The following is a 13188-nucleotide window of genomic DNA, read 5'->3' as shown; positions in this document are numbered from 1 at the left end:
TTTATTGCATAATAAAAAGCACTCCCACAGGGAATGCTTCCATTACTGTTAATTTGTAATTCTAAAATTTTAATATGATCCTTTTAAAATAAAAAATCATATTAAAAAATATACATTTCTAATTAGCTTTACTATCCTATGCTCTTTATCAAAAAAATCATTTTCTTTTGTTATTACATAACCCTCAATTATATACTCTTCATCTCTTTCACTTTTTTCTAAAAGAGCAACTTTCCAAACCTTGTAACTCGATACAAAAAATAACGGACAAGCGATGAGATAATCAATTTGAATTAGCAAAACAATAATAAATGTAATTACTGAAAAACAAACTAAAAAGCTAACAATAGATGAAAAGTCTACAGTTATAAGAGGTAAAATCAAAGTTAGTAAAAAAAACGTATAGTCATTCAAACTAGGCCTTTCAAACTTTTTGACAGTAACATTTTGACCTTTTTCTTTTAACATTAATTTTCTTTCTAACTTTTTGAACATTATTTTTGGAGCCCATAAATATAAACAAACTGATAGGCACATAAGTGAAATTACTACGATTATATGAATGAAATAATCAGATATTTGGTATCCACAAAAGCGTATGTATCCCGCTTCAGATACTTTTTTTTCAAATACATGTCTATAAAGAGCTATCAGCAAAACCGGGATATATGAGATTATCCAAAGTACAGCTTGTTCAAGTTTCCCCCACATATTTCCTCCTCTTCTGGCTATTTTAAACTGCCATCATAACTTTAATTTCCTTAGTTAAGAAGGAAGTTACGATTTTATCTTGAAAGAAATGTAATAAAGGCTTAGGATTTTCTCCTTCATTGAACTTAATTGTATCATTACTAAAATCAATAAACTTAATTAAATCCTTTAATTCACCAATTGCCCCATCAAATTTTTCTTTTTCAGAAGCATCTTTGATTTCATCTCTTTTATTTTTAATTTCTTTTAATTCATCTATTCTATCATGATAATATTTCTCCACATTCCTTAAAGTCTCAGGTTCAATTCTTGCTAAACTTCTTGCGAACAGCTGATGACTTGACGCTTTTTTGAAGCTTTCACGCGTATTATCATCTGGGAAAAAGCTCATAGAAGCGATTTCTTCAATATTATTTTGACTAATTTCAGCAATGTGGTCTGTATAATCAAATGCATATTCAAAATACCTTGGATCTATTATATAAATATCCTTTTCATCCATAAAAAATGATAATTTCCCACCAAACTCTATAATCTCTTCACTAATGAATCTAAACTCATTAGATGAAAAAAACGCTAACTTTTTAGTTTTTGCACTTTTCTTTATTCCTGTATAGAAACAAAAATAAACTTTCTCATTTTCATAACTTAATTTTATCATTTGAAATTTTGCTTTTTTTATATTTTCAAGACTATCTGTTACAATAGCCTTTTTTAAAAGATGAATTTTGCTAACCGTTTTGTTCTCATTTCCTAACTCAGCAAGGTTAAACTTTCCTAAATAATCATTCAACTGAAATTCTTGATTATATTTTTGTACCGGAAAAACTTGCTCCTCTTCCGTTTTAAGAGACTTTAATTGCTCAATTATATGTTTTCTTAAAAACTCTTTTATTTTACTATCCACTTCAACAGATTTAGAAAAATAATATTCATCTTTTTGTTTATCTTTTTTTACCAAACATACATTAATCTCTATATTAGAATATTCCTCTTCTTTCAAATTAAGTATCTTACTAATCATATGTTGTTTACTATTTATAGTCATCATTCTGCTCCTTTTTAATATACTTAATTCTATTATCTAATAAAGGGAGCGCATTTACCTACAGCAACATTTCGTCATTTTCCGACAATAAAATAGCAACTATGTATCATTATCTTTTAACTCTTTTGCTACAACCACCTAGATAATTATTATCTCAAAACAAACCCTAGCATACTCCTGTTCTGACTTCTGCTATTTCCTATAATTATAAATAGATACTCGAACTCTTTTTCACGTAACTTTCCCCTATACAACTCAATATCAATTAGTCAACGATTATTTACCATATATATTTTATACATCTTTTGTTATCTCACCTAATTGTTTTAAACACAATACAAAAACAAAGAACACCGAAGATCATAAGCACATCTTCAGTGTTCTTTAGAGCGTTAATTATGTCTCAATTATCTATACCGTTCTATCCGATTTAATGCTAGTATTTCTCTTCAATGCTAGTACAACATTAGAACTATCATTTCTGAATTTAGAAAGTGTCCCTTCTTCTAAACCAGTTAATGCTTCGAACATATCTTCACGTAGACTTAATTGATACTCACTTGAAAGTTCTTCTAAAATGCTATTGCCATCAAAAACATTATTTTCAAGCAATGCAAGAATTGACTTTTTAATCAAAACTGGGCTTGTGGGCTTAGATTGTCCATCTAATGGTTCTTTTTTTCTCCAACCATTTTTACTCATTTGTCTTTGCAAATACGAATATTGATTGAAAGTGATTACCCCTAAGTTGTATGCTCTTCTAACCATTACTCCCACAGAAACATGCCACTTCTTTTTCATAAAGACATAATGGTCTAGATCAATTGGAAACATACTAACATCTCTAATAAAAGGTTCTTTTGGGAGTAGAAATGCACTAGCAAAATCATTGGCCTGCTGTTCCATTTCTCTTTCCTCATCCTTGGACAATGTAGATAAGTCAAGGTATGGTTCATGAATCAATATATGAGCAAGCTCATGAGCTGCATCAAACTGCCTTCTATATCTACTCCCTTTATCATTACCTAATACTACAAAATAAACATCTGAACCATTTATTTTCCTTGTCTGTGTATATGCATCAATTTCAGAAACATTTATTCTTGAGGTAGAAACAATTATTCCATTTATCTCTAATAGCTCCACCATATTTTTAATTGGCTTATCTCCTAGTCCCCAAAACTTCCTAGCTTGTACAGCCATTTCTTCTATGCTCACATTATCTACATCTAAAGTAGGTAAGTTTTCTTTAGGCAAATCAATATACTCATTAATAAGCTGATAAATAATTGAAAGAAAGTCTAATCTTAATTTCTGAGCCTCAAGATCTTTCTTCAAAGTTTTAGCAAGTGCTCTAAAATAAGCATTACCTACTTTATCTGTAACAGTATCATCTTCAAAATAGAACTTTCTTGGGAAGCCTAGAATCCCCTCCAACTGAAGCATGATTTCTCCACCAGGTGGACTAATATTTTTTTCATACTTAGAAATCATTTGTTTAGATATTGAAAGCTTTTCCGCTAAATCCAATAAACTCATTGCATTAAAGCGTCTAGCTAATTTCAATCTTTCACCATTAAATTTAGATGTAATCATCTTAAAAAATCCCTTTCTATGAGAAGAGCGCGATTTTATTCAGATGTTTTCTTGCGCTTTGTTTTCAGTGGAACGTCCATGTCATGTTGTTCTTGTTCTTGTTCTTGTTCTTTATTATCCGTATCACTATCATCATTAGAAGCAACAGGAATAAAGTCACTCCAATCCTCTTCATAAAGCGTATCTAAATTTTCATTTAATATATTAGCTTTAACGGATTTTAATTCATAGCCTTTCATATCAAGACTTATCACACAGAACTGTTCAATCTCACAAGGACACGCTTGAAGCATCTCCTTATATATTTGATGAGCTTCCTCTTCATCAAAATCCAAGCCAAATGATATCTGTATCGCTCTTCTCTGACTCAAATCTAATTTTCCCTCAAAATCGGCATTACATACCCCTGAAATGGCAGAAATATAATGCATTACTTTAGACTTTATTTTTCCTGTCTGCCTAGCATCAAGATTGTCTTGAGACAACAGAAAAAATAAAGTCTTACTTGTTGTATCAACAAGCCCTGTAACTTTCCAGCCATTCCTCTTTGTTTTGAACGAAACAAGCTCTTCTGCGTCATTCCCAAGTTGATCGGAATATATAAAACTCCATTTTGCCATCCCGTGACCATTATTAAATCCATAATCAGTTGCTAATCTATCATCAGCCTTATACAACGACGCTTGAACCCTTCGAATGATTTGTCTGATACTATCTTCATCAACATTCAGTTTAAAAGGCAAAGACGACACTCCCATTCTTTAATATTTCGTCCTCTTATCTTTACATTTTATTCAAAAAACGTCAACCTATAAACTTATATTTTTGAAAATAGTCAATAACATTCTTTTTCCAATTAAAAGAGATATCAATTTCACATCAATATCCCTAAAAATCACATCATACTTGCAAATATAGTCAAACTATTTAATCTCCAAACGATACACAGTTGGTTCTACCTCTGAATAGATTAATTCCCTTTCTTCAAAGCACTATCGATTTGCATAAGTAACTCTTGTCTTTTTATATCTAACAGCGTCTGATCGATTTGTCCTTTCAAGAACAAATGCTGTCGTTTATCTCCTTCCACAACTGTAGTATCTGGATATGCTGGATTGTAGACCGGACTAATCTCACGTAAACGAGCCTTTAAAATAGTTCTATACTCTTCTTCGTATTTGGCTTCCCAAATTGAATCTTCATCTACAAAGGTAAAAGATACTTGCGATAATTTACCGCTAGTCACTTCCTGGTATACTTTTTGTCCTAGATCATTATCAGGTAGTATTAGCTTGAAACTTAAGCCCACGCTATCTTCCTCCAAAGTTAAACTACCATCTTGAATTTTCCCTAAAAATTTATTTTTATTGTGATTAAATAATGCAATTTGGTCTTTTTCTTTCAAGGACTCTTGAAAAGCTCCTTTTTTCACTCGCTCATAAAATTGCTTTCTGTTTGAATATATCTTAATGGACCATTTATCCCATTTAACTGCATAACCACTAATTATTTTTTCTTTGTTCTCACTACGTGTCGTTAATTTGAGTTCTCCAACTGAACAACGTATTTCCATTTACATCACATCCGATACCATACAAATTATTAATACGTTATTCTATTATTAGCGCTTTGTCTACGCTCACGCATAAGTTCACTATCAACTAAATGAACATCCAATCGTTTTCCATGTACTACATAACCATTATCCCCTCTATATTGAGGAACATAATCTGCTTTCCTAACTGAATAGACCTTAGACTGAACAGTCTCACCAAACTTTCTATATTCATCATGTTCTTTTTCATATTCATCTACTAACTTATGATATTCTTCCCTAGCTTTTAACGCTTGAGATTTTAACTCCTCCACACTCTTATACTTTTTATCCAAAATCTTTTGTGCTTCATCTACGACACCGTCAAGATCCACAATTTCGGTTAATTTTGTATCTTGTAATTTCTCAATTGTTTTTTCCTCTTTACGTATTTCAATTTCCTTTTTTAAAATGAGTTCACCGACATCAACTGACTCTGATTTTTTAAAGAAGAATTTCTTAGGATTCAACTTGTTTAACACTTGTTGTGCATCACCTGATTCAAGTTCTTCAATTTCTTTTTTTAAAGAATCAATTTTTTTCTGACTTTCCGCAATTAATTGTGACGGTCTAGCTAATACCTCTAACATTTCATTGTACAAATTCGCTTTTTTAATCATTTCTTCATATTTCATTTATATATCTCCTTTTCTTTTTTATAGTTTCATTGCAAATTACTTAATTTTTTTCAAAGTATCCTTTATCTGCTTAAGAAGCTTCATTCTTAGTTGTACTTCTTTTCCAAGTTCTGCTTTGGCCCTTTCTTCTCTACCAATCATAGATGCAGTTTCATAACGTCTAGTCATTTGCCTCACCCCCTTTAATTTCGACAATTATCGACAAATAAAAGATAAAACATCCCCACTTTCCCACGTATTAATCCCATACAAACACCCTATTTTTCACCTTAAAAACTGAAGATTTCACGCTCTAAATTGTTGATATATTAAGGTTTTTAATATCTCTATTGGCATTTTTCATCAAACACCCCCCTTTATTTTTTAAAAATGTCGTCCAGCGAAAGGAATCGTGGGGGGATACGGTCTTACGAAAACCAAAAAATTTTTATTTTTGATAGGGGGGCTATGCTGAATGACTTATTTCAACGTAAACCTTTTTAACGTATAAACCGTTGTTTAAGAACCTCTCACCACATTCTGTTTCCTTAATAAATCCCTTCAATTTAACTTCTAAATGGTATCGTTTATCCGTTTCAATTTGATAATAAAGAATACATTCGTTCTTTCTTGCTGTACAAATTAATTCTCCATGTATATCATCAATGAATGAGAACAGAATTACATTGTGATCCTTAAATAAAATCTTTTCTACACGACCAAACAAATCTATGTTTCTCTTTCTCTCAATAGCCTCCACAGTTCTCTATCCCTCCTCTTCAGTAAACTTAAACCTCCTCATAATCTCAGCATGTTTCTTGTTAATATAGCCTGTACTATAATTCAACTCCTCTGCTACCCGTTCTAACGTCATACCATCAATATATTTCAGCTTAAGTATTCTATTTTCTAATCCTTTGAATGTACTCACTAACTTTTTCAGTTTGTACATATCATTCAGCTTATGAGCCAGTTCATATTCAATTGCTTCAATATACACTTCTACTTTTGCGCCATCTGACTCAGCAGTTAGACGAACATTCTGTAAGTCGCCACTGATCCAGCGTTTTAATTCAGCTTTTGTTTTGTCTAGGTTGTATTCCAAATAAGCAATATCCTGTTCTAATTTCTGATAGTCTTTCAACCAATTCAATTACATATCACCTACTTAGATTTACTTCCCTTTTCTAATAATCTCTTTACCACCCAGCTTCATCTTCTTTAGAACATATCCTGTACGAGTATACGGACTATCTTCCTCAAAACAATGTGCATCCCTGTGTCCTTCACCTGTTCCGTGATGATGAAACTTCCCACAGTATTGACACCATGTACTAAGATTTCTTGCTACATCACGTTCAATTGCTAATACGATTGGAACTTTTCTATTTTTAGTTGTCATTTTCTTAACTCCATTTCTCTCAAGGTTACGTAAGAGTTACGATCAATATAAATATTCTGTAACCCCACCAACACTTACTGTCCCAAGGGTTTGCACATCTTTCAGTTGCAAAGTTTCACAAGTTCATTTGAAAATATAGTATATATATGTGTTTTTATTTATTAATTAATTTCTCTAATAGATAAAACATATATATACACTATAATTCTTTGTAACTATGTAATTATGTAACTATTAATAATTAAACCCTTATAGTTATTGGTTTTATAAGGTTACATAGAACAAAAACAACTTGTATCCCCATGTGACTCACTTTAAATACCTTTATACCTATTCTCACTGATATACTTGAAATCAAATCCAAGTGAATCTACGAAATCCATATTCAATGGTATAACTCGATATGTTTTTCCTTCATGCTTTATTGCTTTATAATCTACATGTGCTCCTTTATTACCACTTGCTATTGTTATCCCTCTCTTTAACCATTCTTTGCGAATTGTTTTTTCTTCTGATCCCAAAAACTTTGATAAATACGACGGAGTCAAATATAAGCAGTTTGCTTTATTTTTATATACTGCATGTATTGAATTAGGCGTAAAATGATTATCATAAAAAATTGTTTGTCTATTACTGTCCAAATCATTTAATATTTCTTCTAAAAACTGTTTTGGTTTATCAATAGCCTTGTTATTATCTGCCATTTCGTCAAATAATGAATAAATCTTATTAAGGTCAAGATCTAAATTAAATATTTCTTTAACTATACTCCCAGTAAAATGAACTACTGAATAATACAAGGCCAATCTAGTTAATACCTCATTACCCTGAGATTTTTTCATGTACAAATCTTTAAATTTATAGAATTGCGGTAACCATCTTTCCTTATTCTCTTGATATTGCTTAAAAAACTCTACTCCCACTAATCCATAGTTATTTTCCATAGATTTATATAAATCCTCGAAAAACGAATGACCTACTTCAATGAAAGGGGAATCAGTTAAGCTAATAATCCTTGCAGCCACACCACCAGCTTTAGCAGAGTAGTCATTTAAACTTATCTCCCCCGTTGCCAGACAGATATTCTTCCATGTATACTCAAGCTGTGAACCATTTAAAGTCCCTCGTCCTTTAGATCTTCCTCCACTGAAATGATAAACAAAAGATTGAAGTAATCTCTCATCTGCTTTCCTACTATCGTCTAGATATAACGGAAAACTATTTAGGAAGGCAGATTTACGTTCAACGCTTGTTTTTGTAGAATTGAACTCATTAATAAGTTGATTCGTTCCCCAAACACTGGCCGCTACCTTCATTGCTGTTGTTTTACCAGTCGAGGTCGAACCCGCTAGTTCCACAATGAATGGATCTATCTTCAAATCATGAAGAAAAATACTAGCAAATGAGGATAAAACAAAGAATAACGCTCTTGGATGACTTTTTATTCTATTAAATACTCCATCTATCCACCCTTGAACTGTCCCTTTTGATTGGAAAGCTTCGAGTAATTGACGATCTCCTAGATCTGCTGGGAGAATATCGTACCCTTTTTCAATCAATGGATGAATACAGTCATTTTTTATATGCCCTAGACGTTCTACCATCCAACCAGTTTCTATCTCATTTGATGCAAGGACTTTGTCAAAGTAATCGATTAATTGCTTAACGTTGTTATCATTAACTGGGAAAGATTTTTCAGCTAATGGCATCATTTCCCTCTTAGTTGCTAATGATCCAGCTGTTACTAATTCAGTAACGTTTTTTCCTCTGTTATTCCAAGTTAATTCATAATAAACTTGAGGCTTTTCAATATTACAAAGCTCTCGTTTTAAATAAGGAACATGACGAGCAACAGAGATATTTTGTTCCTCTATTTCATCCTTTTTAACTTTGATTTCCACCTTATATAAAGCTCCGTTTATGCTTTTATACGGTGATGGGAGAATCTCTTTCCCACCTTCTTTATTCTTATCAGCATCGTAATTAGAAATGGAATTGTGGGTACTAGAAATAGCTCTCTCAATGGTCATTTCTCCATACGTGAATCCATCACTTGAGTGCTGCTTATCCCACTTATCACGCACTAATGCAGATTCTCTAAACATAGAATCCATCTTTGCAGCATCCTTATCCGTCCAGAATGCTAAGTGATTGGCTAGGGCCATATCTGTGGAAGAATGATCACCATTTATAAGCATTCCACAAAATAAATCCTTAATAGCTCCACCATTCTTACTATTAAACATTCTCTCCCATAGTTCTGAATTAGAGAGATTGCTTATGTTACTTTCGTTTGAAACATAAGGTGTTTTTGATGCTACAGGCGCTTCCTTCTTTTCTATATATTTTTGAAATATAACTTTTAATTTTTCAGTTGATTCTTCCACGGGATGATTATTAACGCTGTTTCCAGTAAAGGTAAAATAACGACCATGCCGATATATCTCAAGACCAAGATTAGGATTTTTCTTCCCTGTACCTGGACCCCTTAATGGTAATTTTCCTTTTGCAATGATGTGAATGCCTTCACCACTTGGAGAGTATTCTGTGTAACTTGGAACAATATTCATAATTTCCTGGGCTAATTCAGATAAATCTCCGTCTACAACGCATTTATCCAAGTCAATTCCAATGTAATCATCTTGTTTACTAAAAACAAATCCAATGCCGTCGTATCCACCTTGCTTATACTTTTCCACAACCGTTTTAAAATTAGACCAAGTGTTACGATTATTTGCCTTCGCCATTTCGTTGTTGACTTGGTATGGAACCTTTGTTGGTTTACCATCTCGTTTCTCTTTACGCCAAAGCACCCATTGAGAACAGTTTTTCAACTCTGTTGGTATATTTGTAAATTGGTTTGACATATGCGTCACCTCCTTGATGTCAACACAACTTAATGTTAAAATATAAATAGTTAATAGATACTGTGTGAGATATATGAACCGCTAATTCATATATCTTTTTTTATGCCGATTTTTCATGCACGCCATTTTTCACTACTTGTTTAAACAATTCATCTTTAATGTCACTAGCTTTCTCATATTCTTTGCTAAGATCACTAATCATGTAGTTGATAAGATTCCAGTAAACTCTCAGTTGTGTGTGATGCTCCCGATAATAGAGCATTTCTTCTTCTTTACGAACTGCTTCATCCATACTTTCGACCAAATAACATAAAAGAGTTTCTACATCCTCTAAAGTGGATACTTTTGCACCGATTTTACTTACCTCATCATCAAGTTCATAAGCAAGTTCTCTTAATGTTTTCATATCTACACGCTCCTTATTTAATTTACTATTACATTCAGTTCCTTTAACTTTGACTTTGCTCTTGCTTCAACAACTAGTAATAATGTTGGATTGTTACGCATCCTTTTACATTCTTCTTTAACTTGAGCCGCTGTCATTAGCCTGCTTGCAGATAAAACTTTACTCATATACATCCACCTCACTTTTTCTCTTATTGACGTTGCCACCGTCTTACAAGCTATCATTTCCAACATTGCATTTATTTTCGGTCTGCAACTAGACCATCTGACTAATACAAAATACTAATCTACGTTTGCCCACGCCTATTTTTTTAGATTGCTAGATTATCACCATTCATCCATTATTTCTTGTAAGACTTTTACACTTTCGTTAAATGGCCAGATCCGCTTGCCTTTTTCTTTACGTCTTTCCAATAACTTCATCCTTGGATCATTTAGAAATTCATTCTCCAAAAAAGATTTTGAAAGACATGTCATTTCGCTCATTCGATTAATGTCCCAGAAAACTAAAGACTGACGTAACTCTTGATTAATTTGTTCATAAATATACTTACGAATTTCATTTTGATTGAGTGAAATATCAACTGTGGCTAAAGACATATTTCTTTCACCTCATCTTTTATACTTAGAAATACTTTCTTACTGAACGGTAAAAATATCATCAAAATCAACTTCTAATCCTTCACATATTTTTTTTGCTGTTAATGGTCTCGGAGATTGTTTTCCATTTGAGATTTGAATAAAAGTAGATTCTGCAATATTATTTTTTCTTGCAAAAGAACGTTTTGAAAATCCTTTTTTAATTATTTTCATTTTCAACCCTTCTTTTGACTTCAGAATAATCATTACCAACACCCCCTTGATGAACAATAAATAAATCAAAATAACCAGCTTATTGGTTAAATCAACTTACGAACCAATCATAATTCGATTTTAATTGATTGTCAAGTCATTTTGATTAGATTATTGGTTATTTTGATTAGTTGTGCTATCATAAAATTAATAATTAAGAATTGGAAGGTGTAGAAAATGGGGTTTATCCATAGTAATTTGAGAGTTTTAATGGCCGAAAAGGGATTAAATATACAAAAAGTAAAAGAACAGACTACATTATCAAGAACCACAATCTCAAATTTATATAACAATAACAGTGCTGGAGTTCAATTTGATACAATGGTTCAACTATGTACGTTACTAAATTGTCAACCTGGAGATATCTTTACATATGTTAATATTTCATTAAAATTTACCGAATTGAATCCAGAAATTGATACTAAATTGGAGTTTACACAAATAGATGAAAAAGATATTTATAAACAAAAGGTAAATATAAATATGCATATATTGTGCGACGTAACCTATGACGGACAACATGGGAGTTTCGACTTCTTTGTGTCGCTGAATGTTTTATTAAGTGCAAACAAACGCGTACGAAAATTTTCTGATGCAACTATTATTCCGGATTCGCTTCAATCACATTTTGATAAATTAAAATTACCTCACTACGTTGAGGAATATTTTAGATCTAATTTGAGTGACTTCTTTTTTGAGTGGGGATCAGATAGATTTGATGCTGAGATGAAATAACATAGTTAACTACATGTTTAAGAAGGTGTTGCCAAACATAGAGGATCTATCCCCAATAGCGTTTGCCCACGCATGAAAGGGAAGATACATGATGAAACTATATAAAACAAAAAAGGATCCTGAACTATACTATTATTTCAATACCAAAGGTGTAAAACTGTGGTGTTTTAGGCATAGATACTATGATTCGTTAGGGAAAAGGCGAGAAAAATATAAACAAGGATACAAATCTGAAAGTGAAGCTTATCGAGGGTTACTTGAAGTTAAAACCAGTATCTTAAACGGTGAAGTTAAACAAGTGAAGAATTCTAATTTAACTATTTCAGAGTGGTTAGATATATGGTATGAAACCCATAAAAATGAATGGAAAATTTCTTCACGTTCCCAACGGGAAAATGCTATTAAGTATCAAATGAAACCATTGCTTGGTAAATATAAATTAGGTGAATTAGATAAATCAACTTATAAACGTGTTTATATTAATGAACTACTAAAGAAATATAAACCCAGTACCGTCCAACTTTTCCACAGGTTATTTAAAATTGCAATCAATGCAGCTGTGGATGATGAACTTATCCCTCGTAATAGATTTAATAAAATCACAATACCAAATGAAGAAAAAACAGTAGAAAACTTCTTCACAGCTGAAGAGTTAAATGAATTCATAGTAGCTGCTAAAAAGTATGAAAACATCACAAACTACAGCATAATTTTGTTACTTGCGTTCACAGGATTAAGAAAAGGTGAGGCACTAGGTTTACAGTGGGAAAATATTAATTTTGAAGAAAAAACTCTAACTGTAGAGCGTACTCGTGATAATAAGGGAACACGCACACCAAAAACTAAAAATAGCTTCCGTACGATTTTAATTGATGATACTCTTATTAATCAATTGAGGGCATATAAAACATGGTGTAAAAAAACAAAGCTCTCTTTCGGTCTTCATTTACAAGATGATGATTTTATTTTCATATCTTACCAATCCGGGACACCTATAACAGATAACCCTTTGATGTATAGTTTTCAACGCATCTTAAAACATACAACTTTGAAAAAAATCACCCCGCATGGTTTAAGACATACACATGCAACATTATTAATTAGCCAGCGGATACCTGTAAAAGTTATTGCTGATCGTTTAGGCAATACCCCACAAATGATTTTTGATATATACGGTCATTCATTTAAAGAATTAGAGGAGGAATCCGTAGCTGCATTTAGTACAAGTTTACTTGCAGCTGGGGGAACTTTTGGGGGAGATTTTTAAAATCATGCTTGAGAACCTTTATAATAAAAGGGTTTTTAATACTAAGGAGTTCTACTCTCGTTAATGAGAAAAGCCAATCTTTTGATTGGCTTTT

Annotated in this window: 17 protein-coding genes; 2 read left to right on the top strand and 15 right to left on the bottom strand. The window is 32.1% G+C overall.

Annotation, left to right across the window (positions count from 1 at the left end):
- Positions 1-96 precede the first annotated feature (96 nt).
- The 15 genes from BAMA_RS12800 to BAMA_RS12740 all read right to left on the bottom strand — a co-directional run bounded on the left by BAMA_RS12800 (position 97) and on the right by BAMA_RS12740 (position 11086).
- The gene (locus BAMA_RS12800; RefSeq protein WP_034639617.1) at positions 97-711 is read right to left on the bottom strand and encodes a hypothetical protein; all 615 of its coding nucleotides are present in this window, start codon (positions 709-711) and stop codon (positions 97-99) included.
- A gap of 22 nt (positions 712-733) precedes the next feature.
- Positions 734-1759, bottom strand: coding sequence for a Kiwa anti-phage protein KwaB-like domain-containing protein (locus tag BAMA_RS12795; protein ID WP_034639615.1), 1026 nt, complete (start codon positions 1757-1759; stop codon positions 734-736).
- A 411-nt stretch (positions 1760-2170) separates the two neighbouring features.
- On the bottom strand, positions 2171-3355 hold the full coding sequence (locus BAMA_RS12790; RefSeq protein ID WP_034639613.1) for an XRE family transcriptional regulator: 1185 nt from the start codon (positions 3353-3355) through the stop codon (positions 2171-2173).
- Positions 3356-3390: 35 nt separating this feature from the next.
- Positions 3391-4107, bottom strand: coding sequence for a DUF5986 family protein (locus tag BAMA_RS12785; RefSeq protein WP_235184455.1), 717 nt, complete (start codon positions 4105-4107; stop codon positions 3391-3393).
- 218 nt (positions 4108-4325) lie between these two features.
- Positions 4326-4928 (bottom strand): HK97 family phage prohead protease, encoded by a 603-nt coding sequence (locus BAMA_RS12780; RefSeq protein ID WP_034639609.1) that lies wholly within the window; start codon positions 4926-4928, stop codon positions 4326-4328.
- Positions 4929-4957: 29 nt separating this feature from the next.
- The gene (locus BAMA_RS12775; RefSeq protein WP_034639606.1) at positions 4958-5584 is read right to left on the bottom strand and encodes a hypothetical protein; all 627 of its coding nucleotides are present in this window, start codon (positions 5582-5584) and stop codon (positions 4958-4960) included.
- Between the two features lie 39 nt (positions 5585-5623).
- Positions 5624-5755, bottom strand: coding sequence for a hypothetical protein (locus BAMA_RS25405; RefSeq protein ID WP_265182728.1), 132 nt, complete (start codon positions 5753-5755; stop codon positions 5624-5626).
- Positions 5756-6032: 277 nt separating this feature from the next.
- A complete protein-coding gene (locus BAMA_RS12770) occupies positions 6033-6326 on the bottom strand; it encodes a hypothetical protein (RefSeq protein WP_034639605.1) in 294 nt (97 codons plus the stop codon).
- Positions 6327-6332: 6 nt separating this feature from the next.
- Positions 6333-6719, bottom strand: a complete 387-nt coding sequence (locus tag BAMA_RS12765) for a hypothetical protein (protein WP_034639603.1) — start codon at positions 6717-6719, stop codon at positions 6333-6335.
- Positions 6720-6740: 21 nt separating this feature from the next.
- Positions 6741-6968, bottom strand: coding sequence for a hypothetical protein (locus tag BAMA_RS12760; RefSeq protein ID WP_034639601.1), 228 nt, complete (start codon positions 6966-6968; stop codon positions 6741-6743).
- A gap of 314 nt (positions 6969-7282) precedes the next feature.
- A complete protein-coding gene (locus BAMA_RS12755; RefSeq protein ID WP_034639599.1) occupies positions 7283-9835 on the bottom strand; it encodes a phage NrS-1 polymerase family protein in 2553 nt (850 codons plus the stop codon).
- A gap of 100 nt (positions 9836-9935) precedes the next feature.
- Positions 9936-10241, bottom strand: coding sequence for a hypothetical protein (locus BAMA_RS12750; RefSeq protein ID WP_034639598.1), 306 nt, complete (start codon positions 10239-10241; stop codon positions 9936-9938).
- A 17-nt stretch (positions 10242-10258) separates the two neighbouring features.
- Positions 10259-10408, bottom strand: coding sequence for a hypothetical protein (locus tag BAMA_RS24905; protein WP_200874682.1), 150 nt, complete (start codon positions 10406-10408; stop codon positions 10259-10261).
- Between the two features lie 159 nt (positions 10409-10567).
- Positions 10568-10840, bottom strand: coding sequence for a hypothetical protein (locus BAMA_RS12745; RefSeq protein WP_034639596.1), 273 nt, complete (start codon positions 10838-10840; stop codon positions 10568-10570).
- Between the two features lie 39 nt (positions 10841-10879).
- On the bottom strand, positions 10880-11086 hold the full coding sequence (locus BAMA_RS12740) for a helix-turn-helix transcriptional regulator (RefSeq protein WP_034639593.1): 207 nt from the start codon (positions 11084-11086) through the stop codon (positions 10880-10882).
- Between the two features lie 183 nt (positions 11087-11269).
- Between BAMA_RS12740 and BAMA_RS23510 the strand changes: the two genes are divergently transcribed.
- The gene (locus tag BAMA_RS23510) at positions 11270-11827 is read left to right on the top strand and encodes a helix-turn-helix domain-containing protein (RefSeq protein WP_051758944.1); all 558 of its coding nucleotides are present in this window, start codon (positions 11270-11272) and stop codon (positions 11825-11827) included.
- A gap of 91 nt (positions 11828-11918) precedes the next feature.
- Positions 11919-13094, top strand: coding sequence for a tyrosine-type recombinase/integrase (locus BAMA_RS12730; protein ID WP_034639891.1), 1176 nt, complete (start codon positions 11919-11921; stop codon positions 13092-13094).
- The last annotated feature ends 94 nt before the right edge of the window (positions 13095-13188 follow it).

The organism is Bacillus manliponensis (genome assembly GCF_000712595.1).
Lineage (GTDB): Bacteria > Bacillota > Bacilli > Bacillales > Bacillaceae_G > Bacillus_A > Bacillus_A manliponensis.
This window is presented reverse-complemented; position numbering and strand designations above follow the sequence as displayed.